Genomic DNA, 22,690 nt, shown 5'->3' with positions numbered 1-22,690 from the left:
ACGGAACGGTGACATACACGAGGAACTTTCGTGTCCTGCGGTGTGATTGTCTAGCGCTGTGTGCGCGATCGGATGCGCACGGGGGTGGGGCCGTGGCGGTTGCCAGGCCGTGCGAGGGGAGACGACCACAGTGAACGGGCAGCCGATATCGGGGGCATCGGTAGGGGCGACGGCGCGTCGCGGCCGGCGACGCGGGGGCGTCCGGCTGCAGGCGCTGGCAGCGGGGGCGATGCTCCTGGTGCTCACCGCCTGCGGCGGCGGCGAGACCGGCGGCAGCGGTACCGGGGGACAGGGGCCGGCGGCGCAGGGCGGCGGCAAGCAGGACAACGCCGCCTCGCAGGCGGTCGTGACGATCCTTCCGAAGGACGGCGCCGACGCGGTCGCCACCAGCGGGGCCCTCAAGGTCACCGCGGAGCAGGGCAAGCTGACCACGGTCACGGTCGCCGACTCCAAGGGCACCGAGGTCGACGGCAAGATCGCGGCGGACGGCGCCAGCTGGTCGCCCACCGCCCACCTGGCCGCGGCCACCCAGTACAAGGTCCACGCGATCGCGAAGGACGGCGAGGGCCGCGAGTCGGCGAAGGACACCACCTTCACCACGCTGGTCCCGAAGAACACCTTCATCGGCCACTACACGCCGGAGGACGGTTCGACCGTCGGCGTCGGCATGCCGGTCTCCATCCACTTCACCCGGGGCATCACCGACCCCGAGGCCGTCGAGAAGGCCGTCAAGGTGACGGCCGAGCCGGCCGTGCAGATCGAGGGGCACTGGTTCGGCAACGACCGCCTCGACTTCCGCCCGGAGAAGTACTGGGCCGCCGGCACCAAGGTGACCGTGCACCTCAACCTGGACGGCGTCGAGGGCCGCCCGGGCGTCTACGGCAAGCAGAAGAAGACGGTCACCTTCACCATCGGCCGCCGTCAGGTCTCCACCGTCGACGCGAGCGCCAAGACGATGAAGGTCGAGCGCGACGGCACCGTCATCAAGACCCTGCCGATCACCGCGGGCGCCCCGTCCACGACCACGTACAACGGCGAGATGGTCATCAGCGAGAAGTACAAGGTGACCCGGATGAACGGCGCCACCGTCGGCTTCGGCGGCGAGTACGACATCAAGGACGTGCCGCACGCGATGCGTCTGTCCGACTCGGGCACGTTCGTGCACGGCAACTACTGGGCCTCGTCGTCCACCTTCGGCTCCTCGAACGTCAGCCACGGCTGCGTCGGTCTGGAGGACGCGCGCGGCGCGGGCGACAGCTCGACCCCGGCGGCCTGGTTCTTCGACCGCTCGATCATCGGCGACGTCGTCATCGTGAAGAACTCCAAGGACAAGCAGATCAAGCCGGAGAACGGCCTCAACGGCTGGAACATGGACTGGTCGGAGTGGATCGCGTAGTCGTCGCCTAGCCGCCCGCGCGCGGCGGACGCACGACCGGCCGGGACCCGGTGCTGTGAGCAACAGCACCGGGTCCCTCGTCGTTAACGGCCGCTAACCTTCGTTCCATGACTGTGAACCTCGAAGTCGCCGACGGCGTCGGCACGATCCGCCTCGACCGTCCCCCGATGAACGCCCTGGACATCGCCGTCCAGGACCGGCTGCGCGAGCTGGCCGAGGAGGCGACCGACCGCGACGACGTGCGGGCCGTGATCCTCTACGGCGGCGAGAAGGTGTTCGCGGCCGGCGCGGACATCAAGGAGATGCAGGTCATGGACCACGCGGCCATGGTCAAGCGGTCGCGCGCCCTCCAGGACTCCTTCACCGCGATCGCCCGCATCCCCAAGCCCGTCGTCGCCGCGATCACCGGTTACGCGCTGGGCGGCGGCTGCGAGCTCGCGCTCTGCGCCGACTACCGGATCGCCGCCGACAACGCGAAGCTGGGCCAGCCGGAGATCCTGCTCGGCCTCATCCCGGGCGCGGGCGGCACGCAGCGCCTGTCGCGCCTGATCGGTCCCTCCCGGGCCAAGGACCTCATCTTCACCGGCCGGATGGTGAAGGCCGACGAGGCGCTGACGCTCGGTCTGGTCGACCGGGTCGTCCCGGCCGCCGAGGTGTACGAGCAGGCGCACGCCTGGGCCGCCAAGCTGGCGCAGGGCCCCGCGATCGCGCTGCGGGCCGCGAAGGAGGCGATCGACCAGGGCCTGGAGGCCGACATCGACACCGGTCTCGCCATCGAGCGCACCTGGTTCGCCGGCCTGTTCGCGACCGAGGACCGCGAGCGCGGGATGCGCAGCTTCGTCGAGGAGGGCCCGGGCAAGGCGAAGTTCGCCTGACACGTGCCCCGGCACGTGACCCGGGGTGTGGTCCGCGGGGGGCCGATTCCACCGGAACGGCCCCCGCGGACGGCTCCGTACGGCCATGATGGGGGGCATGGCGGGCCTGGAGGGTAGGGAACAACCTTGGCAGCGCGGCAGCGCCGCCGCCGCGCGCTGGTCACCGGCCGCGGATGACGAACAGGCCGCCGACGCAGTGGAGTTGTACGGCAACCCGGCCGAGGAGGATGTCCGGCTGCCGTCCCGCCCCGAGTCGGCGTGGGTGGCCCGCAGGCTGACCCAGCATGTGATCCTGCGTCAGTGGGGGCTCGGCCCGCAGATCGCCGAGCACGCGGTGCTCCTCGTCTCGGAGCTCGTCGGGAACGCGGTCCGGCACACCGGTGCCCGGGTCTTCGCGCTGCGGCTCCAGCGGCGGCGCGGCTGGATCCGGATCGAGGTCCGCGACCCCTCGCGCGGGCTGCCGTGCCTGATGCCGGTGGGCGAGCTCGACACGAGCGGCCGCGGGCTCTTCCTCGTCGACAAGCTCTCGGACCGCTGGGGCGTGGACCTGGCTCCGCGCGGCAAGACGACCTGGTTCGAGATGCGGGTCGCCGACCGCCCCTGAGCCCGTCCCCGCCTCGCCCCCGGACCGTCCCCGCCTCGCCCCCCGGATCGCACCCGGACGCACGGAAGCCCCCGTGTGCCGTGGTGAGGCACCTGGGGGCTTCCGTGTGATGCGCCGTGGACGGGGGGGTGTATCCACGGCTGCTAAGTCGACCTGGCCCGGGTCAATGGGGGTCGTGTCTCCGACTATGGCAGACAGGTGGCCTTGTCGCCAAAAGTCTCTACCGGGGCAAGAGGGGTCAAAACCGGACAGTTTAACAATGAATCGTTGGTGACGTGCAGCACTCGCCTTGAAAACATTGAATGACTATGCGGTTCATCGCTTGTTTCCCGGGATCGTCCGCATGGTGGACATGGCGACGTGGTGGGCAAACGTCCTGAAATGGCCTAATCATAATAAATCGGGCGAAGTAGCCTTTAAATGGCCGTGTGAAGCCGACCGACCGCCGAGGAGCCCTCCGGACGGGCGCGGCCGCCGCCCTCGTGGGAGCCCTCGCCACCGCCTGCGGTACGGAACCCCGCCCCGTGCCCCCCGCCGCCGCGGCACGGCGCCCCGCGCCCGCCGTCGCCCCCGCCCCCCGACGCTTCGCCGGATACCCCGACGAGATCGCGCACGGCCCCCGCGACCGGCCCCGCGTCGCCCTCACCTTCCACGGCCAGGGCGACCCCGCCCTCGCCCGCACCCTCCTGGGCCAGGCCGAGGAGGCCGGCGCCCGCGTCACCGTCCTCGCCGTCGGCAGCTGGCTCGACGACCACCCCGACCTCGCCCGCCGCGTCCTCGACGGCGGACACGACCTCGGCAACCACACCCAGCACCACATCGACGTCAACGCCATGACCGAGGCCGAGGCCCACGCCGAGATCGCGGCCTGCGCCACCCGGCTGCGCCGGCTCACCGGCTCCGTCGGCACCTGGTTCCGGCCCTCCCGCACCCGGCACGCCGCCCCCGCCGTCCTGCGCGCCGCCCGCCGCGCCGGATACCCGCACGTCCTCTCGTACGACGTCGACTCCCTCGACTTCACCTCACCCGGCGCCGCCGCCGTCGTCCGCAACGTCACCGGCACCGTCCGGGCCGGCTCGGTGGTCAGCCTGCACTTCGGCTACCCGGACACCGCCGCCGCGCTGCCCCTCCTCCTCGCCGACCTCGACCGCCGCGGGCTGCGCGCGGTCACCACCACGGAGCTGCTGACCTGATGGCCCACCGCACGCAGAGACACGTCACGGCGCGAACCAGGACCCTCCTCGCCGCCGCCCTCCTCGCCGGCCTCGCGGGCTGCGGCACCGGCGACCCGGGCGGCGGCACGGTCGTGAAGAAGGCCGCCGCCCCCGCCGTGCCCAAGCCGGCCGCCGCCCCCGCCGGACTCCCCGGCATGCCGCCCCTCCTCGACCCGAAGGACGTCTACGCCGCCGACCGGCCCGGCCGACTCGCCCCGGCCGTGCGGAACTTCCCCTCCCGGGTCTACGTCCCCAACACCAACTCCAACACCGTCTCGGTGATCGACCCCGCCACCTACCGGGTCGTCGAGACCATCCCGGTCGGCGTCCAGCCCCAGCACGTCGTCCCCTCCTGGGACTTGAAGACCCTCTGGGTCAACAACAACCGGGGCCACACCCTCACCCCCATCGACCCCGCCACCGGCGTCGCCGGCAAACCCGTCGAGGTCCACGACCCGTACAACCTCTACTTCACGCCCGACGGCAAGTACGCCGTCGTCATGGCCTCGCTCGACCGCGAACTCGTCTTCCGCGACCCGCACACGATGGAACGGAAGAAGTCCCTCCCGGTCAGCTGCTACGGCGTCAACCACGCCGACTTCTCCGCCGACGGCCGCTACTTCGTCGTCTCCTGCGAGTTCTCCGGCGAGCTGCTCAAGGTCGACACCGAGAAGATGGAGGTCGTCGGCCAGCAGAAACTGCCCTTCCAGGGCGCCATGCCGCAGGACGTGAAGATCTCGCCGGACGGAAAGACCTTCTACGTCGCAGACATGATGGCCCACGGCGTGTGGGTCCTGGACGGCGACGCGTTCACCACCCCCACCCTGCTGCCCACCGGCAAGGGCGCCCACGGCCTCTACATCAGCCGGGACTCCCGCGAGATGTACATCCCCAACCGCGGCGAGGGCTCGATCTCCGTCTTCGACTTCGGGAAGAACAAGCTGACCAAGAAGTGGCGGCTGCCGGACGGCGGCTCCCCCGACATGGGCGGCGTCTCCGCCGACGGCAAGGTCCTGTGGCTCTCCGGCCGCTACGACTCCGAGGTGTACGCCATCGACACCGCCACCGGCCGGCAGCTCGCCCGCATCCCCGTCGGCAGCGGCCCCCACGGCCTCGCCGTCTACCCCCAGCCCGGCCGCTACTCCCTCGGCCACACGGGCATCTTCAGATAGCCGTCACCCGGCGACCAGCAGCGCCTCCGACGCCACCGGGCGGTAGCCCGCCGCCTGGAAGACCCGGACGCTGCGGGCGTTGCCGGGGGACTGCTGGGCCCACACCACCCCGCCGGGCGTGAGGTGGCGGGCGGCCGTCGCCAGGGCCCGGCCCAGACCCCGGTGGCGCACCGCCTCGTCCACCTCGATCGCCGCCTCCCAGCGGCCGGCGACACCGCGGCCCAGCACCAGCACCCCGCCGTCGGCCGCCCACACGCTGACCTCGTCGCGGAACTTCAGCGCCCGGGCCACCCGGGGGTGGTCCGGGTCCTCGATCTCGCGGAGCGGCAGCGGGGGCGCGCCGGGCAGGGCGTCGGCCACGGTCAGCAGGTCGATGGTGTTCATCTGCCGGCCGGTGCGGGCCATCAGCGCCGTCAGGAACCCCGGGTTCATGCTCGCCGCGAGCGGGTCGCTCGACGTGGCCGCCAGCTCGGCCCGCACCCAGTCGGGGTCCGCGTCCGTGAAGACCACCGAGTGGGCGGTGAAGGCCAGCACCCCGGCGTCCCGGGGGCCCGGCTGCGGCACCACCGTCGTCGAACCGTCCGGGGGCGGAAACTCCCCGCGCGCCGCCTCCGCCAGTATCCGTGCCACCTCGTCGCTCATACCCCCATCATCCGGCAGCGGCGGGCCAGCTAATCTGACCCCCGTCAGACAAGCACCAAGAAGGGGCGGAAGCAGTGGCGGACATCGAGTCGGCACGCACGGCATTCAACAAGTTCGACGTGGACGGGGACGGCTTCATCACCGCCGCGGAGTACAAGAGCGTCATGGCGCAGCTGGGCGACTTCAACGTCACCGAGACGGTCGCCGAGGTGCTCATCAAGCAGCGCGACGACAACGGTGACGGCGTGCTGTCCTGGGACGAGTTCTGGGCGCACTACAGCAAGGCGTGACCCACCGGCCGGGGCGGGCGACGCAACGCTGAGTTGCCGCCCGTCCGGGGCTCGGTGACGATCGACCGGTGACGCTTCCCGGACCCTTCGGTATCCCGAGCCGTCTGACGGCCGCGGTCGTCGCCGCGGTCGCCGTCCTCGCCGTCGTCCTGCTGGGCGCCGGTCTCGCGCAGACGGGCACCGGCGAACTGCGGATACCCGCCGCCGGCACCACCTCCCTCCTGAGGCTCCTCGTCCTCACCGGCCTCGCCGTCCACATCGGCGAACTCGCCGGACGCAGGATCGCCGGCGGGGGACCCCTGCCCCGGAGCCTGGCCCTGCCCGCCGCGCTGCTCGCCGCGGCCGCCTCCGCCGGACTCCTGCTGCTCTTCTGGGCCGTCAGCGGGCTGAGCCCCACCGTCGTGTACGGGCTGCGCGAGGGCCGCCTGCTCCTCGTGACCGCCAACGCCTTCGCCCTCGCCGCCTTCTGCGCGGCCTCCCGCCGACCCGGCCTCGCCGTCCTGCCGCTCGCCGTCGCCGTCGGCGCCGAGGCGATGCGCGCCCACCCGGAGGCGTACCAGCAGGCCCTCGGGACCGGTCTGACCGTCGTCCACCTCACGGCCGCCTCGCTCTGGACAGGCACCCTCCTGTACGTGCTCCGCACCATGCGGCTGCGCGGCGGCGGGCGGGACGTCCTCGTCCGCTACGCCCGGATGGCCGCCTGGGTCTACGCCGCCCTCGCGGTCACCGGCACCGCCTCGACGCTCCGCAGGCTGCCGCTGGACGCCGTCCTGACCACCGCCTACGGGCGGCTCCTGCTGGTGAAGCTGGTGCTGTTCGGCGGGGCGAGCCTGCTGGCGCTCGCCGCCCGGGGACGGATGCTGTCGGGCGCGAACGCCCAGGCACCCGCGCGCGTGGAGATGTCCGTCCTCGCCGCGATCGTGGTCGTCTCGGTCCTGCTCACCGTGGTCCCCGACCCCCGCGGCCTCGTGCCCTGACCGAGACCGACGGGGCGGGCCGGAGCGTGGTGCCGGCCCCGGCGTGACGGGCGCGACCGGAGCGACCTGACGCATTGGCCTAGACCTATTGTGCGGCTCTGTCCGCGACGGTACGTTCTTCCCCGGCTGCGCAGCCGGTACGTACCGCACCACATCGCATCGTCACGCACTCCGCCGGGGCATCCCGGCGTTTTCAGGAGGCAATGCCATGTACCGTCGCACAGCAGCCGCACTCGCCACCGCCGTCACCGCCGGGGCCCTCGCACTCGGCACCGCCGCCACCGCCGAGGCGGCTCCCGGCCCCGGCTGGTACCCGCGCAGCCACCACGTCTCGTACGCCGACTGCCAGGCCACCGGCAAGGCCGGCTACCAGATCTGGGGCCCGATCTTCTTCTGCGAGCCCCTCAGCTCCACCCGCCCGGACGTCATCGTCCTCTGGGTCCGCGCCTGACCGGAACGCGAAACGGCCGGCCCCGGGAAGTCCGGGGCCGGCCGTGCGGGTGAACGGTTCAGCACTCGATGATGTTCACCGCGAGACCGCCGCGCGCGGTCTCCTTGTACTTCACGCTCATGTCGGCACCGGTCTCCTTCATGGTCTTGATGACCTTGTCGAGGGAGACCAGGTGGCTGCCGTCGCCGCGCATCGACATCTTCGCCGCCGTGACGGCCTTGACCGCCGCCATGCCGTTCCGCTCGATGCACGGGATCTGGACCAGGCCGCCGACCGGGTCGCAGGTCAGGCCCAGGTTGTGCTCCATGCCGATCTCGGCCGCGTTCTCCACCTGCTCAGGGGTGCCGCCGAGGACCTCGGCGAGGGCGCCGGCGGCCATCGAGCAGGCCGAGCCGACCTCGCCCTGGCAGCCGACCTCGGCGCCGGAGATGGACGCGTTCTCCTTGAAGAGCATGCCGACCGCGCCCGCCGCGAGCATGAAGCGGACGATGCCGTCGTCGTCGGCGCCGGGCACGAAGTTCATGTAGTAGTGCAGGACCGCCGGGATGATGCCGGCCGCGCCGTTCGTCGGGGCGGTGACCACCCGGCCGCCCGCCGCGTTCTCCTCGTTCACGGCCATCGCGTACAGGGTGATCCACTCCATGGCGTGCGCCGCCGGGTCGCCCTCGGAGCGCAGCTTCCGGGCGGAGGTCGCGGCACGCCGGCGCACCTTCAGGCCGCCGGGCAGGATGCCCTCGCGGGCCATGCCGCGCGAGACGCAGGACTGCATGACCCGCCAGATCTCCAGGAGGCCGGCGCGGATCTCGTCCTCGGTGCGCCACGCCTTCTCGTTCTCCAGCATCATCGAGGAGATCGACAGACCGGTCTCCTTGGCGAGGCGGAGCAGCTCGTCACCGGTGCGGAAGGGGTACTTCAGGACGGTGTCGTCGGGGACGATCGGGTTCTCGCCCGCCACGGCGTCCTCGTCCACGACGAAGCCGCCGCCGACCGAGTAGTACGTCTTCTCCAGGACGAGCGCGCCCTCCGCGTCGTACGCGAAGACCGTCATGCCGTTGGCGTGGTACGGGAGCGCCTTGCGCCGGTGCAGGACCAGGTCGGCGTCGAAGTCGAAGGGGATCTCGTGGGCGCCGAGCAGGTTGATCCGGCCGCTCGCCTTGATCCGCTCGAACTCGTCGTCGGCCGTCTCGACGTTCACCGTCCGGGGCGAGTTGCCCTCCAGGCCGAGCAGGACCGCCTTGGGGGTGCCGTGGCCGTGGCCCGTCGCGCCGAGCGAGCCGTACAGCTCGGCCCGTATCGCCGCGGTGTGGGCGAGCAGCCCCTCGTTCTTCAGCCGGCGCGCGAACATCCGGGCCGCACGCATGGGACCCACCGTGTGGGAGCTCGACGGGCCGATGCCGATCGAGAACAGGTCGAAGACCGAGATGGCCACGGGAGGACTCCTTGTGGGGGCTAGACGCCGTTGTCTGCCGGGGTGGTGCAGAAGAGCGTGTGGTGGGGCGTGACGCCAAGAGCGGGGGCACCGCGCTCACTGTCCAGTGTGCGCGGTGCCCCGGAGCTTCGTACGAACAAAAGCGTACGAAATTACTTCAGGCCGGGGTACAGCGGGTGCTTGTCCGCCAGCGCGGTGACCCGGGCCTTGAGGGACTCGGCGTCGAAGCCGGGCTTCAGGGTCTCCGCGATGATGTCGGCGACCTCGGTGAAGTCCTCCGCCTGGAAACCGCGGGTCGCCAGCGCCGGCGTACCGATGCGCAGACCCGAGGTGACCATCGGCGGGCGCGGGTCGTTCGGAACGGCGTTCCGGTTGACCGTGATGCCGACCTCGTGGAGACGGTCCTCGGCCTGCTGGCCGTCCAGCTCGCTGTCGCGCAGGTCGACGAGGAGCAGGTGCACGTCCGTACCGCCGGACAGGACCGAGACACCGTGCGCGGTGACGTCGTCCTGGACCAGGCGCTCGGCGATGATGCGGGCGCCGTCCAGGGTGCGCTGCTGGCGCTCCTTGAACTCCTCCGAGGCCGCGACCTTGAAGGAGACGGCCTTGGCCGCGATCACGTGCTCCAGCGGGCCGCCCTGGAAACCGGGGAAGACCGAGGAGTTCAGCTTCTTCGCGAACTCCTTCTTCGCCAGGATGATGCCGCCGCGGGGGCCGCCGAGCGTCTTGTGCGTGGTGGAGGTCACCACGTCCGCGTACTCGACCGGGTTCGGGTGCAGACCGGCCGCGACCAGACCCGCGAAGTGGGCCATGTCGACCCACAGGTACGCCTCGACCTCGTCGGCGATCCGGCGGAACTCGGCGAAGTCCAGCTGACGCGGGTAGGCGGACCAGCCCGCGATGATCACCTTGGGGCGGTGCTCCTTGGCGAGGCGCTCGACCTCGGCCATGTCGACCAGACCGGCCTCGTCCACGTGGTACGCGACCACGTTGAACTGCTTGCCCGAGAAGTTCAGGCGCATGCCGTGGGTCAGGTGACCGCCGTGCGCCAGGTCCAGACCCAGGATCGTGTCGCCGGGCTGGGCGATCGCGAAGAGGGCGGCCTGGTTCGCGGAGGCGCCGGAGTGCGGCTGGACGTTGGCGTACTCGGCGCCGAACAGGTCCTTGACCCGGTCGATCGCGATCTGCTCGGCCACGTCGACGTGCTCGCAGCCGCCGTAGTAGCGGCGGCCCGGGTAACCCTCGGCGTACTTGTTGGTGAGGACGGAGCCCTGGGCCTCCATGACCGCGACCGGAGCGCAGTTCTCCGACGCGATCATCTCGAGGGTGGACTGCTGACGGCGGAGCTCGGCGTCGACGGCGGCGGCGACGTCGGGGTCCAGCTCGTGGAGGGGAGTGTTCAGAAGCGACATGAATCGATCCCTAAGGGGTCTCGGGCCCGGTCTCAGTTCCCGGCGGAGAACGCGGTGTACTCGTCGACGGTGAGCAGCTCGGCCGGCTCACCCGAGACGCGCACCTTGAACAGCCAGCCACCCTCGAACGGAGCCGTGTTCACCAGGGACGGGTCGTCCACCACGTCCTGGTTGGCCTCGACGACCTCGCCCGTGACGGGGGAGTAGAGGTCGCTGACGGACTTCGTCGACTCCAGCTCGCCGCAGGTGTCGCCCGCGGTGACGGTGTCGCCGACAGCGGGGAGCTGGGCGTAGACGACGTCACCGAGCGCGTTGGCGGCGAACTCCGTGATGCCGATCGTCGCGACGCCGTCCACGGCGTCCGACAGCCACTCGTGCTCCTTGGTGTAGCGCAGCTGCTGGGGGTTGCTCATGACCTGATTCTCCTGGATCGAGGGAGTGCTGATGAACGTGGGTCTTACGGGGTGAGACGCGGAGTGAGACGGATGCGTCACTTCTGGCGCTTGTAGAACGGCAGCGCGACGACCTCGTACGGCTCGTGGGTGCCGCGGATGTCCACACCTACACCCTCGGTGCCCGGAGCGGCGTGCGCCGCGTCCACGTAGGCGATCGCGATCGGCTTGCCGAGCGTCGGGGACGGGGCGCCGGAGGTCACCTCGCCGATCACCACGCCGTCCTTGACGACGGAGAACCCGGCGCGCGGCACCCGGCGGCCCTCGGCGATCAGGCCGACGAGCTTGCGCGGCGGGGCGGTCTCGGCGCGCTCGGCGGCCTTCTCCAGCGCCTCACGACCGACGAAGCGGCCCTCGTTGGTCGTCTTCTCGAACTTGACGACACGACCGAGGCCGGCGTCGAAGGGGGTGAGGGCGGTGGTCAGCTCGTGGCCGTACAGCGGCATGCCCGCCTCCAGGCGGAGCGTGTCGCGGCAGGACAGGCCGCAGGGGATCAGGCCGACCGGGGCGCCCGCCTCGGTCAGGGCCTTCCACACGCCCTCGGCGTGCTCCGGCTTCAGGAACAGCTCGAAGCCGTCCTCGCCGGTGTAGCCGGTACGGGCGATCAGCGCGGGCACGCCCGCGACCGTGCCGGGCAGGCCGGCGTAGTACTTCAGCCCGTCCAGGTCGGCGTCGGTGAGCGACTTCAGGATGCCGGGGGACTCCGGGCCCTGCACCGCGATCAGGGCGTACGCGTCGCGGTCGTCGCGGACCTCGGCGTCGAAGCCCTCCGAGCGCGCCACCAGCGCGTCCAGGACGATCTGCGCGTTGGAGGCGTTGGCGACGACCATGTACTCCGTCTCGCCCAGCCGGTAGACGATCAGGTCGTCGAGGATGCCGCCGTCCTCCTGGCAGATCATCGTGTAGCGGGCGCGGCCGAGGCCCACCGTGGAGATGTTGCCGACCAGGGCGTGGTCGAGGAGCTCGACGGCCTGCGGGCCGGTGACGGTGATCTCGCCCATGTGGGAGAGGTCGAAGAGGCCGGCGTGCGTGCGGACGGCGACGTGCTCGTCGCGCTCGCTGCCGTACCGGAGCGGCATGTCCCAGCCCGCGAAGTCGGTCATGGTCGCGCCCAGCGAACGATGCAGGGCATCGAGGGCGGTCAGACGGGGGGCAGTGCTCATGGGGTGGCTCCCGGGTCCCAAGGGCGTGATCGGTGACGAAAACACATGACGGGCGAGGACGTCCTCCCCATCTGTCATGGAACCTGAGAGGTTCACCGAGGGCATCCTCGGCTTGCACCTTGGGTGGGGACACGTGACGTGTCCCGCTTTTCAGATCTGCCTCATCCGCGCGGTACGGGGCCTGAGAGATTCAAGGGAGGGTCTTGCTCCTTCGGCGTCCGGACGCGCTCGGCGGTCCGGAACTCTCCCGCGCGGATTCGAGCGGCCGGTATGCGATTGTGTGGCGACTGTGCGCGCCTGGCGGGCACATCATTGCACGCGGTGTCGGCGGGGCAAATCGCTTGTGTGCCATTACCGTTTCTTTACACTGCGTGGGCAAGGGTCTCCTCAGGTCTCCTGAGACCCGACAGGGGGAGCGAGCGATGAGGATCCGGCACACCGGCGCATACGCGACCAGTACCGGCATACCGACCCAACGGGCCCGTGCCCGGACCCGCGGTCGCGGCCGGCTCCTGCGGGACCTGCGCGAGCGCGGCGGCCGAGGCCCCCGCGCCCTCACCTTCGCCGCCGGTGACCTCGTGGTCGTCTCCGGGCTGCCCGGCAGCGGCAAGTCCACCCTCATGCGGAGAGCCGCCGAGGGCCACGGCGTCGACTCCCAGGACGCCCGCGAGCGCTGGGAGGCCCGGATGCCCCGCCTCCTGCCCTACGCCGTCTACCGCCCCCTCGTCCGGCTCGCCCACTACGCCGGGCTCCGCCGCGCCCTGCGCGCCGGTGCGAGCGTGATCGTCCACGACTGCGGCACCCAGTCCTGGGTGCGCGGCTGGCTCGCGCGCGAGGCCCGCCGCCGGGGCCGCGCCCTCCATCTGATCCTCCTCGACGTCACCCCGGACACCGCCCGGGCCGGCCAGCACGCCCGCGGCCGCGGCGTCTCCGCCTACGCCTTCGCGCGGCACCGCCGGGCCGTCGGCCGGCTGCTGAGGGCCGCCGAATCCGGCAGCCTCCCGCCCGGCTGCGCCTCCGTCACCCTCCTCGACCGCGCCGCGGCCGACACCCTGCGTCGCATCTCCTTCCGCGAGGCCGCCTGACGGTCCGGGGTCCGCCCGGGCCCTTACCCTTCACCTTTTGGCCACGGCGGCGCCGGGGCGGCGTTAGGGTGCTGCCGGGCGGCCGTTGCGGCAGGCCGTGCGAGAAGGGGAAAGGCGACCGTGGACGTGATGTGGCCGGGCAACGAGCTCGAAGAGGTCCTTGCCGCCTCACTCGGCAACCCCACGGCGGGCGGACGGCTCGTCGAGGTGCTGGGCCGCAGCCCGGTCTGGGTGCCCCTGCCCAACGGCGGCGGCCCCGACAGCCCCGACCTCGACCTCCCCACCCTGGAGATCGACGGCGCGGCCTACGTCCCCGTCTTCAGCTCCGAGCAGCAGTTCCTCGCCTGTGTCGGAGACCACATGTCCTTCGCGGTGGCACCCGCCCGTGACTTCGCCCGCGGTCTGCCGCCGCAGCTCGGCATCGCCGTGAACCCCGGCGGCACCGTCGGCGTCCCGCTGCCCCCGCCGGCCGTCGCCGAGCTCTGCCGCGTCGGCCGCACCCCGCTCGACGGCCCCGCATCCGGCGGCCGCGTGCGGCTCTTCGAGCCCGACTGGCAGGACGACCCGGTCGACTTCCTGGCCGCCGCCTCCGCCGAGTTCGACGCCACCGGCGTCGTCACCAGCGCCCGCCGCGCGCTCGCCAGCGTCGAGGGCACCGAACCGGCCCTCTTCATCGGCGTCCAGCTGGCCGCCTGGGACGGCGTCGACCGCAACGCGCCCCTGGACGCCCTCGGCCGGGCACTCGGCCGCGTCGAGGTCGCCTGGCCGGTCAACCTCATCCTGCTCGACATGGCGCAGGACCCGGTCGGTGACTGGATGCTGGAGCGGGTCCGCCCGTTCTACCAGCGCGCCGCCGTGTGAGCGGCCCCCTGTTTAAGCTGAACTGACCGGTGAGTCGAATCGACTCGGCAGCGGCACGCACGCCGCGCGGACATGGTGGACGGAAGAGGGGCGGGGACCCATGGTGAGCGCGTCAGGCACCGCTGCGGCCGGCGAGGTCGAGCGCATGCTGCGCGAGGTGGCACCCGGACGCTACGACGCGTACGAGCAGCTGCTGCACGCCCTCGCCGACGGCGAACTCCGGATGCTGCTCTGGCAGGGCTCGCCCGGTTCCCCCGACGCCCAGTACGGGAACATGGAGGTCGACGGCTTCGGCTACGCGCCCTGCGTCACCTCCGCCCAGGAACTCGCCGCCTCCGGCTGGAACCGCGCCCACGAGCTCGTCACCGGCCGGGACATCGCCCGCGCCCTCTACCCCGACCGCTGGGGCGTCTGGCTGAATCCGCACGCCCCCGGCGGCGGCGTCGGCATCCCCTGGGCCGATCTGCGCCGGATCGCCACCGGCCTCGACCGGATGCCCGCGGGCCCGCTGCGGGTCACCGAGCCCGCCCTGGAGATCCCGCAGTTCTACGCCCTGCTCACGCAGAACGCGCACCGCACCCCGGCCGTCCGGGCGCTGCGCCGCGGCTGGGTGCAGCCCGCGCTCGGCTCCCCGTACCTCGCCATCGGCCTCGACCTGTACGACACGTCCCCGGCGGCCGTCGACACGGTCCGCGCGATGATGCGCCAGTCCATCGGCTCCGTGCCCGACGGGCTGCCCGTCTCGACGGTCGCGCTCTCCGACGCGTACGACCCGGTGGCCCTCTGGCTGCGCGCGAACGCCCGCCCCTTCTACGACCGCGAGGCGCACGCCGGCCGTGGTTCCGCCCCCGTCCCGGGGTACGGATACCCGCCGGCGACCCCGTCCGGATACTGAGACGCCCCGCCTCTCTCCACGCGCCCCACCAGCCCCACCGGAGTCCGTCGTTCGCCCCAATTGAGGAGGTCGAACGCCCTGTTGGGCGACATGCCCGATTACGGTGAAGAGGACCCGAGATGGTCCGCTCAGACGATCACGACGTCCGGATAACGGAAGTCGCAGCACCGCATCACGTTTGAGCAAACATTCCTCGTCAGGGCTGGCGGGTGATCACAAGCGCATTGAAGACTCCCCGGAACACCGGGCATTCGGCTCCCTTCGAGCCGGTGCCCAGCAGGTTGTTCCACCAAGCCGCTACCCGCGGCGGGCAAGGGCCGGCTACCGGCGGCCGAGAGGGGTCCTCACCACGATGACGGCACCACTGCACGAGACGAGTGCGGGCGAGGCGACCGCCACCGTCGACGGCGCGCCCGACGCTTCCGGCACTCCGGACACCCCCGCCGCCAAGGCGATCGAGGGGCGCTCGCCCTGGAAGATCGCCTGGACGCGCCTCAAGCGCGACAAGCTCGCCCTCGCGGGCGCCTTCGTCGTCGTCTTCCTCGTCCTGGTCGCGATCCTCGCGCCGGTCATCGTCGGTCTCCTCGGCCACCCGCCGGACGAGTTCCACGAGGACCAGATCGACCCGCTGTTCGGCACCCCGATCGGCTCCTGGGGCGGCGTCAGCTCCGACTTCCTCTTCGGAGTCGAGCCCGTCAACGGCCGCGACGTCTTCAGCCGCATCGTCTACGGCGCCCGGATCTCGCTGCTCGTCGCCTTCCTGGCGGCGGTCTTCGCGGTCGCCCTCGGCACCGTCCTCGGCATCATCGCCGGCTACTTCGGCGGCTGGATCGACGCGGCCCTCAGCCGGGTCATGGACGTCATGCTCGCCTTCCCGCAGCTGCTCTTCACGATCGCCCTGGTCTCCGTCCTGCCGAACGAACTCCTCGGCCTCGACGGCTCGGGCGTCCGCATCGCCGCCCTGGTGCTCGTCATCGGCTTCTTCGGCTGGCCCTACGTGGGCCGCATCGTCCGAGGCCAGACCCTGTCGCTGCGCAACCGCGAGTACGTCGAAGCCGCCCAGAGCCTGGGCGCCGGCCGCCTGTACATCCTGCGCCGCGAACTGCTCCCGAACCTGATCGCCCCGATCACGGTCTACGCGACCCTCATGATCCCCACCAACATCCTCACCGAAGCGGCGCTCAGCTTCCTCGGCGCGGGTGTGAAGCCGCCCACCGCTTCCTGGGGACAGATGCTGTCGACGGCCATCACCACCTACGAGTCGGACCCGCTGTTCATGGTGATCCCCGGCCTCGCGATCTTCATCACCGTCCTGGCGTTCAACCTCTTCGGCGACGGCGTGCGTGACGCGCTCGACCCGAAGGGCTCCCGCTGACCATTCGCCGACGACACGCAAGACCCGCCCCTGCCGCTGTCGACAGGAGGCTCATCCCCACTCGGCGGACCGCCGTATCGGCCGCCACTATCCGGAGGTTGCGAGACCCATGACTCTGATGAGCTCTCAGAGGCGCAGAATCGCCGCGGGCGCGCTGCTCGCGGCGGCCACGATGGTCGTCACCACCGCCTGCGGCGGCGACAACGGCGGCAGCGGCGACAAGGGCAAGGGCGGTGCGCCCGGCTTCAACGCCGGTGTGAACAAGGTCGCCAACGCCTCCGACAAGAAGGGCGGCGAGCTGAAGTTCATCGGCTCGCAGGAGGCCGACAACTGGGACCCGCAGCGCGGCTACTACGGCTTCGTCTGGGACTTCCAGCGCTACTACACCCGCCAGCTCGTCACCTTCAAGGCCGAGCCGGGCGCCGCCTCCACCGAGCTGGTCCCGGACCTCGCCACCGACGCCGGCAAGGTCTCGGCCGACGGCCTGACCTACACCTTCACGCTGAAGGACGGGGTGAACTGGCAGGACGGCAAGCCGATCACCTCGAAGGACATCAAGTACGGCATCGAGCGCATCTGGGCCCAGGACGTCATCTCCGGCGGCCCGATCTACCTCCAGCAGGTCCTCGACCCCAAGGGCGAGTACAAGGGTCCCTACAAGGACACCTCCGCGGACAAGCTCGGCCTGAAGGCGATCGAGACCCCGGACGACAAGACCATCATCTTCAAGCTGCCGGTCGCCAACGGTGACTTCCTGCAGATGCTGGCCATGCCCGCCGCCTCCCCGGTCCGCCAGGACAAGGACACCAAGGCCAAGTACGGCCTGAACGTGTTCTCCTCCGGCCCGTACAAGTGGGAGTCGTACACGCCGAACAAGTCCATGAAGCTTGTCCGCAACGACAAGTGGGACGCCAAGACGGACACCGTCCGCAAGGCGCTCCCGGACAAGATCAGCGTCACGTTCACCACGAACGCCGACGACATGGACAACCGTCTGGTCGAGGGCGAGTACGACCTCGACATCAACGCGACGGGCGTCGGCGCCTCCGCCCGCCAGAAGGTGCTCCAGCAGCACAAGGGCAACGTCGACAACCCGCAGACGGGCTTCATCCGCTACGCGGTCTTCCCGCAGACGGTCATCCCCAACATCGAGTGCCGCAAGGCCATCATCTACGCGGCCGACTCCAAGTCGCTGCAGACCGCCCGTGGCGGCCCGCAGGCCGGTGGCGACATCGCCTCCAACATGCTGCCGCCGGCGCTCAAGGGTGCCGACCCGAAGGCCGACCCGTACGGCAAGCTCGCGGGCGCCCCGGACCTCGCCAAGGCCAAGGAGGCCCTGGCGAAGTGCGGTAAGCCGAACGGCTTCAAGACCACGATCGCGGTCCGCAACAACAAGAAGATCGAGATCGCGACCGCCGAGTCCCTCCAGCAGTCGCTGCTGAAGGTCGGCATCGACGCCCAGATCGACCAGTTCGACGGCGCCCAGACCTCCGGCATCATCGGTTCGCCGAAGGTCGTCAAGGAGAAGGGCTACGGCATCATCATCATGGGCTGGGGCGCCGACTTCCCGACCGGCCAGGGCTTCCTCCAGCCGCTGGTCGACGGTCGCTTCATCCTGCAGAGCGGCAACAACAACTTCTCGGAGCTGAACGACAAGGCCGTCAACGGCCTGTTCGACCAGGCGCTGAAGGAGACCGACCCGACCAAGGCCGGCGAGCTCTACCAGCAGATCAACACGAAGGTCTCGGAGGCCGCGGTCTACCTGCCCTTCACCCACGAGAAGAACATCATCTGGCGCGGATCCCGGCTGACCAACGTCTACACCGCCGACGCCTACAACGGCCGCTACGACTACGCGTCGCTCGGCGTCGTCAAGTAATCCGACCCGCTCCACCGGCGCACCACCCGCCGCCAGGCCCGAAGGGCAGGTGATGGCCGAAGGCGGCGGCCGGGGAACCCGATCGGGATCCCCGGCCGCCGACCGGCCGACCGCATGCTTGCATACATAGTCCGGCGACTCTTCGCAGTCGTCGTGATGCTGCTCGTCGTCACTCTGGTGACGCTCAGCATCTTCTTCCTCATCCCCAAGATGACCGGCAGCGACCCTGCCGCGATGTTCGTCGGCAAGCAGGCGGATCCGGCTTCCATCGAGGCCATCCGGCAGAAGCTCGGCCTGGACGAGCCGATCCTGGTGCAGTTCTGGCACTTCGTCTCCGGCATCTTCGTCGGCCGTGACTACACCGGTGGCGGCGACACCATCCACTGCGCGATGCCCTGCTTCGGCTACTCGTTCCGCACCGAGCAGGACGTCTCGTCGATGCTGGTCGACGCCTTCCCCGTGACCCTCTCCATGGTCGTCGGCGCCGCCGCGCTGTGGCTGGTCCTGGGTGTCTCCACGGGCGTGGTCTCCGCGCTCAAGCGGGGCACGATCATCGACCGCGCGGCCATGATCACCGCGCTCGCCGGTGTCTCGCTGCCCATCTTCTTCACCGCCATGCTGGCGATGCTGGTCTTCCGCACCCAACTGGGCTGGCTCAACGCCTCGTACGTGCCGATCACCGAGTCCTTCGGCGGCTGGTTCGGCGGCCTGCTGCTGCCCTGGGTGACCCTCGCCTTCCTGTACGCGGCGATGTACGCGCGGCTCACCCGCGCCACCATGCTGGAGGTCCTCGGCGAGGACTACATCCGCACCGCACGGGCCAAGGGCCTCCCGGAGTCGGTCGTGCTCGGCAAGCACGCCATGCGCTCCACCATGACCCCCATCCTGACCATCTTCGGCATGGACCTCGGCGCCCTCATCGGCGGCGCGATCCTGACCGAGACCGCGTTCAGCCTCCACGGCCTCGGCGGTCTCGCCATCAAGGGCGTGAGCGAGCGTGACCTGCCGCTGATCCTGGCCGTCACCCTCATCACCGCCGCGTGCGTCGTCATCGCGAACCTCGTGGTGGACCTGCTGTACGCGGTGATCGACCCCCGAGTGAGGCTCGCATGACGGACAAGCTGACGAAGACGGGCGCCGCGCCCGGAGAGCCGGTCGTGTCCTCGGGCGCCCCGTCCGACGCCTTCCTCGACGTACGCGACCTGAAGATCCACTTCCCGACCGACGACGGTCTGGTCAAGTCGGTCGACGGCCTCAGCTTCCAGCTGGAGAAGGGCAAGACCCTCGGCATCGTGGGCGAGTCCGGCTCCGGCAAGTCGGTCACCTCGCTCGGCATCATGGGCCTCCACACGGTCGGCCAGTACGGCCGCCAGAAGGCCCGGATCTCCGGCGAGATCTGGCTCAACGGCCGTGAACTGCTCTCCGCGGACCCGGACGAGGTCCGCCGGATGCGCGGCCGCGAGATGGCGATGATCTTCCAGGACCCGCTGTCCGCGATGCACCCGTACTACACGATCGGCCACCAGATCGTGGAGGCGTACCGCGTCCACCACAAGGTCGACAAGAAGACGGCACGCCGGCGGGCCGTCGAACTGCTCGACCGGGTCGGCATCCCCGAGCCCGGCAAGCGGTTCGACAACTACCCGCACGAGTTCTCCGGCGGCATGCGCCAGCGCGCGATGATCGCCATGGCGCTCGTCAACAACCCGGAACTGCTCATCGCCGACGAGCCGACCACCGCGCTCGACGTCACCGTGCAGGCCCAGATCCTCGACCTGATGCGGGACCTCCAGAAGGAGTTCGGCTCCGCGGTCGTCATCATCACCCACGACCTCGGCGTCGTCGCCGAGCTCGCCGACGACATCCTCGTCATGTACGGCGGGCGCTGCGTCGAACGCGGTCCGGCCGAGTCCGTCTTCTACGAGCCGCAGCACCCCTACACCTGGGGCCTGCTCGGCTCGATGCCGAGGATCGACCGCGACCAGACCGAGCGGCTCATCCCCGTCAAGGGCAACCCGCCCAGCCTCATCAACATCCCGAGCGGCTGCGCCTTCAACCCGCGCTGCCCGTACGCGGACGTCCCCAAGGGCGGCATCACCCGCACCCAGCGGCCCGAACTGGCCCAGGCGGGCGAGCGCCACTACTCGGCCTGCCACATGCCGCAGGAGGAGCGGACCCGCATCTGGACCGAAGAGATTGCGCCGAAACTGTGAGCGACAACATGGAACCTCTGCTCAAGGTCAGCGGCCTGAAGAAGCACTTCCCCATCAAGAAGGGGCTTCTCCAGCGCCAGACCGGCGCGGTCAAGGCGGTCGACGGGATCGACTTCGAGGTCTACCCCGGTGAGACCCTCGGCGTGGTCGGCGAGTCCGGCTGCGGCAAGTCCACGATGGGCCGGCTCATCACCCGGCTCCTCGAACCCACCGACGGCACGGTCGAGTTCCAGGGCAAGGACATCTCCCACCTCGGCGTCGCGGGCATGCGTCCGTTCCGCCGGGACATCCAGATGATCTTCCAGGACCCGTACGGCTCGCTGAACCCGCGCCACACGGTCGGCACGATCGTCTCCGCGCCCTTCAAGCTCCAGGGCGTCGAGCCCGAGGGCGGCGTGAAGAAGGAGGTCCAGCGCCTTCTCGGCCTGGTCGGCCTCAACCCCGAGCACTACAACCGCTACCCGCACGAGTTCTCCGGCGGCCAGCGCCAGCGCATCGGCATCGCCCGCGCGCTCGCCCTCAAGCCGAAGCTCGTCGTCGCGGACGAGCCCGTCTCCGCCCTGGACGTCTCCATCCAGGCGCAGGTGGTCAACCTCCTGGACGACCTCCAGCAGGAACTCGGCCTCACGTACGTGATCATCGCGCACGACCTCTCGGTCATCCGGCACGTCTCGGACCGCATCGCGGTGATGTACCTCGGCAAGATCGTCGAGCTCGCCGACCGCAAGTCGCTGTACGAGAACCCGATGCACCCGTACACCCGCGCCCTCATGTCGGCGGTCCCGATCCCGGACCCCCGCCGCCGAGGCGCGAAGAGCGACCGCATCCTCCTCACCGGCGACGTCCCCTCCCCGATCGCCCCGCCGCCCGGCTGCCGCTTCCACACCCGCTGCTGGAAGGCCACGGAGGTCTGCAAGACCCAGGAACCGCCGCTGGTCGAGCTCCGCCCCGGTCAGCGCGTCGCCTGCCACCACCCGGAGAACGCCGACTCCCTCACCATCCCCGCCGCCCGCCGCCCGGTGGACCTCACCCTCACGGCCAAGCCCTCCGCGGTCGCGGAGGCCGACGAGCCCGCCAAGGACGAGACCCCGGACGACTGACCCCCACCGAGGCCCCTGCCCCCACCGGCCAGGGGCCTCCCCCACGCGGTCGCCGGCCCCCCTGGCCGGCCGCGGAGCCCCCTGGCCGGCCCCACCCCGTGTGGGCGCCGGCCCCGGCGCCCGGCCCCGGGCCCACCTCCGTGTGGGCAATCGTCCCGCTGGGCGGGACGGGTGGGCACACGGGACGGCGCCCCGTTGCCGGGCCTAGGCATTCGGTGCCTGGGCCTGGACCCCGGGTGCGGCGCCGTCGTGGGTTGTGCCCACCCTCCCCCAGACTCCGTCCGGGGGGACCCCCACGCCCCAGCGGAACAGTTGCCCACAACGTGGGGGGACGCGGGCGGCAACGCCCCGGCGGAGGCGTCCGCAACGCGGGGACACACGGGTCCGGCGCCGCCGTGGAGCGGCTGCCCGACAGGTGGTGTCGGGCCCCGTCGGCCCCGAGGGGCACCCGCCCGCAGCGGGGACGGGGGGTGTCCCCGCGTTGCGCCGGGGCGACCGGGAGAATGGCCCCGTGCTCCACGATCTGTTCAGCCCCGATGTCCAGCACGCCCTGGACCTCGTCGGCATCTTCGTCTTCGCCATCTCCGGCGCCCTCCTCGCCGTCCGCAAGAACTTCGACGTCTTCGGCATCGCCGTCCTCGCGGAGGTCACGGCTCTCGGCGGTGGTCTCTTCCGTGACCTGATCATCGGCGCGGTTCCGCCGGCCGCGTTCACGGATCTCGGCTATTTCCTGATGCCTCTGATCGCCGCGGTCCTGGTGTTCTTCCTGCATCCGGAGGTCGAGCGGACCCAGACCGCGGTGAACGTCTTCGACGCGGCCGGGCTGGGGCTCTTCTGTGTGACGGGTACGACGAAGGCGTACGACTACGGCCTCGGTCTGACGTCCTCGGCCGCGCTGGGTCTGGCGACGGCCGTGGGCGGCGGTGTGCTGCGCGACGTGCTCGCGAACGAGGTGCCGTCGCTGCTGCGCTGGGACCGTGACCTGTACGCGGTGCCGGCGATCGTCGGTGCCGCGATGGTCGTGCTCTGCATCCGTTTCGACATGCTGAACGCCTTCACGAGCGGCGCGGCGGTGCTCACCGCGTTCGTGCTCCGCCTGCTGGCGATGCGCTACCACTGGCGCGCGCCCCGGGCCTGGAACCGGCGTTCGTCGGCGCGCGAGGAGCCTGAAAAAGCTACCGCTCAGTAGCTTTCTGGGGTACCGT

The 22,690-nt window shown here is 70.9% G+C and carries 22 protein-coding genes and 1 riboswitch; of the genes, 17 read left to right on the top strand and 5 right to left on the bottom strand.

Annotation, left to right across the window (positions count from 1 at the left end; genetic code table 11):
- Window positions 1-130 precede the first annotated feature (130 nt).
- The 5 genes from ACFVZH_RS18540 (at window position 131) to ACFVZH_RS18520 (ending at window position 5,261) form a co-directional block, all read left to right on the top strand.
- Complete coding sequence (locus ACFVZH_RS18540; RefSeq protein ID WP_384898429.1) at window positions 131-1,396, top strand: Ig-like domain-containing protein; 1,266 nt, start codon at window positions 131-133, stop codon at window positions 1,394-1,396.
- A 107-nt stretch (window positions 1,397-1,503) separates the two neighbouring features.
- Window positions 1,504-2,271, top strand: coding sequence for an enoyl-CoA hydratase/isomerase family protein (locus ACFVZH_RS18535; protein WP_384898428.1), 768 nt, complete (start codon window positions 1,504-1,506; stop codon window positions 2,269-2,271).
- Between the two features lie 97 nt (window positions 2,272-2,368).
- Window positions 2,369-2,875, top strand: coding sequence for an ATP-binding protein (locus ACFVZH_RS18530; protein ID WP_384898427.1), 507 nt, complete (start codon window positions 2,369-2,371; stop codon window positions 2,873-2,875).
- Between the two features lie 428 nt (window positions 2,876-3,303).
- Window positions 3,304-4,068, top strand: a complete 765-nt coding sequence (locus tag ACFVZH_RS18525; protein WP_384898426.1) for a polysaccharide deacetylase family protein — start codon at window positions 3,304-3,306, stop codon at window positions 4,066-4,068.
- Window positions 4,068-5,261, top strand: coding sequence for a YncE family protein (locus tag ACFVZH_RS18520; RefSeq protein ID WP_384898425.1), 1,194 nt, complete (start codon window positions 4,068-4,070; stop codon window positions 5,259-5,261). Before ACFVZH_RS18525 ends, ACFVZH_RS18520 begins: the two co-directional genes overlap by 1 nt.
- 3 nt (window positions 5,262-5,264) lie before the next feature.
- On the opposite strand, the gene ACFVZH_RS18515 is transcribed toward ACFVZH_RS18520, so the two are convergent.
- Window positions 5,265-5,903 carry a GNAT family N-acetyltransferase gene (locus ACFVZH_RS18515; RefSeq protein ID WP_384898424.1) on the bottom strand — a complete coding sequence of 213 codons (639 nt, stop codon included), beginning with the start codon at window positions 5,901-5,903 and terminating at the stop codon, window positions 5,265-5,267.
- A 74-nt stretch (window positions 5,904-5,977) separates the two neighbouring features.
- On the opposite strand from ACFVZH_RS18515, the gene ACFVZH_RS18510 reads away from it, so the two are divergent.
- From ACFVZH_RS18510 to ACFVZH_RS18500, 3 genes are all read left to right on the top strand, one after another.
- On the top strand, window positions 5,978-6,193 hold the full coding sequence (locus ACFVZH_RS18510) for an EF-hand domain-containing protein (RefSeq protein WP_366309227.1): 216 nt from the start codon (window positions 5,978-5,980) through the stop codon (window positions 6,191-6,193).
- 68 nt (window positions 6,194-6,261) lie between these two features.
- Window positions 6,262-7,170: a CopD family protein gene (locus ACFVZH_RS18505; protein WP_384898423.1), complete on the top strand. Its 909-nt coding sequence runs from the start codon at window positions 6,262-6,264 to the stop codon at window positions 7,168-7,170.
- Between the two features lie 208 nt (window positions 7,171-7,378).
- Complete coding sequence (locus tag ACFVZH_RS18500) at window positions 7,379-7,621, top strand: hypothetical protein (protein WP_384898422.1); 243 nt, start codon at window positions 7,379-7,381, stop codon at window positions 7,619-7,621.
- A 58-nt stretch (window positions 7,622-7,679) separates the two neighbouring features.
- On the opposite strand, the gene ACFVZH_RS18495 is transcribed toward ACFVZH_RS18500, so the two are convergent.
- The 4 genes from ACFVZH_RS18495 to gcvT all read right to left on the bottom strand — a co-directional run bounded on the left by ACFVZH_RS18495 (window position 7,680) and on the right by gcvT (window position 12,077).
- A complete protein-coding gene (locus tag ACFVZH_RS18495) occupies window positions 7,680-9,050 on the bottom strand; it encodes an L-serine ammonia-lyase (RefSeq protein ID WP_384898421.1) in 1,371 nt (456 codons plus the stop codon).
- 152 nt (window positions 9,051-9,202) lie between these two features.
- Entirely contained in the window at window positions 9,203-10,462 is a 1,260-nt protein-coding gene (gene glyA / locus ACFVZH_RS18490; RefSeq protein ID WP_384898420.1) for a serine hydroxymethyltransferase, read from the bottom strand.
- 32 nt (window positions 10,463-10,494) lie between these two features.
- Complete coding sequence (gene gcvH / locus ACFVZH_RS18485) at window positions 10,495-10,875, bottom strand: glycine cleavage system protein GcvH (protein WP_384898419.1); 381 nt, start codon at window positions 10,873-10,875, stop codon at window positions 10,495-10,497.
- Window positions 10,876-10,952: 77 nt separating this feature from the next.
- Complete coding sequence (gcvT, locus tag ACFVZH_RS18480; protein WP_384898418.1) at window positions 10,953-12,077, bottom strand: glycine cleavage system aminomethyltransferase GcvT; 1,125 nt, start codon at window positions 12,075-12,077, stop codon at window positions 10,953-10,955.
- Window positions 12,078-12,237: 160 nt separating this feature from the next.
- Window positions 12,238-12,337, bottom strand: a riboswitch (glycine riboswitch).
- A gap of 162 nt (window positions 12,338-12,499) precedes the next feature.
- Here gcvT and ACFVZH_RS18475 point away from each other — a divergent pair.
- The 9 genes from ACFVZH_RS18475 to ACFVZH_RS18435 all read left to right on the top strand — a co-directional run bounded on the left by ACFVZH_RS18475 (window position 12,500) and on the right by ACFVZH_RS18435 (window position 22,674).
- Window positions 12,500-13,162, top strand: coding sequence for an AAA family ATPase (locus ACFVZH_RS18475; protein WP_384898417.1), 663 nt, complete (start codon window positions 12,500-12,502; stop codon window positions 13,160-13,162).
- A gap of 129 nt (window positions 13,163-13,291) precedes the next feature.
- Window positions 13,292-14,023 (top strand): enhanced serine sensitivity protein SseB, encoded by a 732-nt coding sequence (locus ACFVZH_RS18470; RefSeq protein ID WP_384898508.1) that lies wholly within the window; start codon window positions 13,292-13,294, stop codon window positions 14,021-14,023.
- Window positions 14,024-14,126: 103 nt separating this feature from the next.
- Complete coding sequence (locus ACFVZH_RS18465) at window positions 14,127-14,918, top strand: enhanced serine sensitivity protein SseB C-terminal domain-containing protein (RefSeq protein WP_384898507.1); 792 nt, start codon at window positions 14,127-14,129, stop codon at window positions 14,916-14,918.
- 352 nt (window positions 14,919-15,270) lie between these two features.
- Window positions 15,271-16,293 (top strand): ABC transporter permease, encoded by a 1,023-nt coding sequence (locus tag ACFVZH_RS18460; RefSeq protein WP_384898416.1) that lies wholly within the window; start codon window positions 15,271-15,273, stop codon window positions 16,291-16,293.
- A 109-nt stretch (window positions 16,294-16,402) separates the two neighbouring features.
- Entirely contained in the window at window positions 16,403-18,172 is a 1,770-nt protein-coding gene (locus ACFVZH_RS18455) for an ABC transporter substrate-binding protein (protein ID WP_384898415.1), read from the top strand.
- Window positions 18,173-18,286: 114 nt separating this feature from the next.
- Window positions 18,287-19,285 carry an ABC transporter permease gene (locus tag ACFVZH_RS18450; protein WP_384898414.1) on the top strand — a complete coding sequence of 333 codons (999 nt, stop codon included), beginning with the start codon at window positions 18,287-18,289 and terminating at the stop codon, window positions 19,283-19,285.
- Window positions 19,282-20,385, top strand: coding sequence for an ABC transporter ATP-binding protein (locus ACFVZH_RS18445; RefSeq protein ID WP_384898413.1), 1,104 nt, complete (start codon window positions 19,282-19,284; stop codon window positions 20,383-20,385). The genes ACFVZH_RS18450 and ACFVZH_RS18445 overlap by 4 nt, the downstream gene beginning before the upstream one ends.
- A gap of 8 nt (window positions 20,386-20,393) precedes the next feature.
- On the top strand, window positions 20,394-21,485 hold the full coding sequence (locus tag ACFVZH_RS18440; RefSeq protein ID WP_384898412.1) for an ABC transporter ATP-binding protein: 1,092 nt from the start codon (window positions 20,394-20,396) through the stop codon (window positions 21,483-21,485).
- 511 nt (window positions 21,486-21,996) lie between these two features.
- Window positions 21,997-22,674, top strand: coding sequence for a trimeric intracellular cation channel family protein (locus ACFVZH_RS18435; protein WP_384898411.1), 678 nt, complete (start codon window positions 21,997-21,999; stop codon window positions 22,672-22,674).
- Window positions 22,675-22,690 lie beyond the last annotated feature (16 nt).

Origin of the sequence: Streptomyces sp. NPDC059534 (genome assembly GCF_042743475.1) — a bacterium.
Lineage (GTDB): Bacteria > Actinomycetota > Actinomycetes > Streptomycetales > Streptomycetaceae > Streptomyces.
This window is presented reverse-complemented; position numbering and strand designations above follow the sequence as displayed.

What these genes read in the sequence shown, in the direction of transcription:
- ACFVZH_RS18450 (WP_384898414.1), top strand. Translation starts at nt 18,287, where the DNA reads ATGCTTGCATACATAGTCCGGCGACTCTTCGCAGTCGTCGTGATGCTG.
- ACFVZH_RS18515 (WP_384898424.1), bottom strand. Translation starts at nt 5,903, where the DNA reads ATGAGCGACGAGGTGGCACGGATACTGGCGGAGGCGGCGCGCGGGGAG.
- ACFVZH_RS18500 (WP_384898422.1), top strand. Translation starts at nt 7,379, where the DNA reads ATGTACCGTCGCACAGCAGCCGCACTCGCCACCGCCGTCACCGCCGGG.
- gcvH (WP_384898419.1), bottom strand. Translation starts at nt 10,875, where the DNA reads ATGAGCAACCCCCAGCAGCTGCGCTACACCAAGGAGCACGAGTGGCTG.
- ACFVZH_RS18455 (WP_384898415.1), top strand. Translation starts at nt 16,403, where the DNA reads ATGACTCTGATGAGCTCTCAGAGGCGCAGAATCGCCGCGGGCGCGCTG.
- ACFVZH_RS18470 (WP_384898508.1), top strand. Translation starts at nt 13,292, where the DNA reads ATGTGGCCGGGCAACGAGCTCGAAGAGGTCCTTGCCGCCTCACTCGGC.
- ACFVZH_RS18475 (WP_384898417.1), top strand. Translation starts at nt 12,500, where the DNA reads ATGAGGATCCGGCACACCGGCGCATACGCGACCAGTACCGGCATACCG.
- ACFVZH_RS18440 (WP_384898412.1), top strand. Translation starts at nt 20,394, where the DNA reads ATGGAACCTCTGCTCAAGGTCAGCGGCCTGAAGAAGCACTTCCCCATC.
- ACFVZH_RS18535 (WP_384898428.1), top strand. Translation starts at nt 1,504, where the DNA reads ATGACTGTGAACCTCGAAGTCGCCGACGGCGTCGGCACGATCCGCCTC.
- gcvT (WP_384898418.1), bottom strand. Translation starts at nt 12,077, where the DNA reads ATGAGCACTGCCCCCCGTCTGACCGCCCTCGATGCCCTGCATCGTTCG.
- ACFVZH_RS18520 (WP_384898425.1), top strand. Translation starts at nt 4,068, where the DNA reads ATGGCCCACCGCACGCAGAGACACGTCACGGCGCGAACCAGGACCCTC.
- ACFVZH_RS18445 (WP_384898413.1), top strand. Translation starts at nt 19,282, where the DNA reads ATGACGGACAAGCTGACGAAGACGGGCGCCGCGCCCGGAGAGCCGGTC.
- ACFVZH_RS18460 (WP_384898416.1), top strand. Translation starts at nt 15,271, where the DNA reads ATGACGGCACCACTGCACGAGACGAGTGCGGGCGAGGCGACCGCCACC.
- ACFVZH_RS18530 (WP_384898427.1), top strand. Translation starts at nt 2,369, where the DNA reads ATGGCGGGCCTGGAGGGTAGGGAACAACCTTGGCAGCGCGGCAGCGCC.
- glyA (WP_384898420.1), bottom strand. Translation starts at nt 10,462, where the DNA reads ATGTCGCTTCTGAACACTCCCCTCCACGAGCTGGACCCCGACGTCGCC.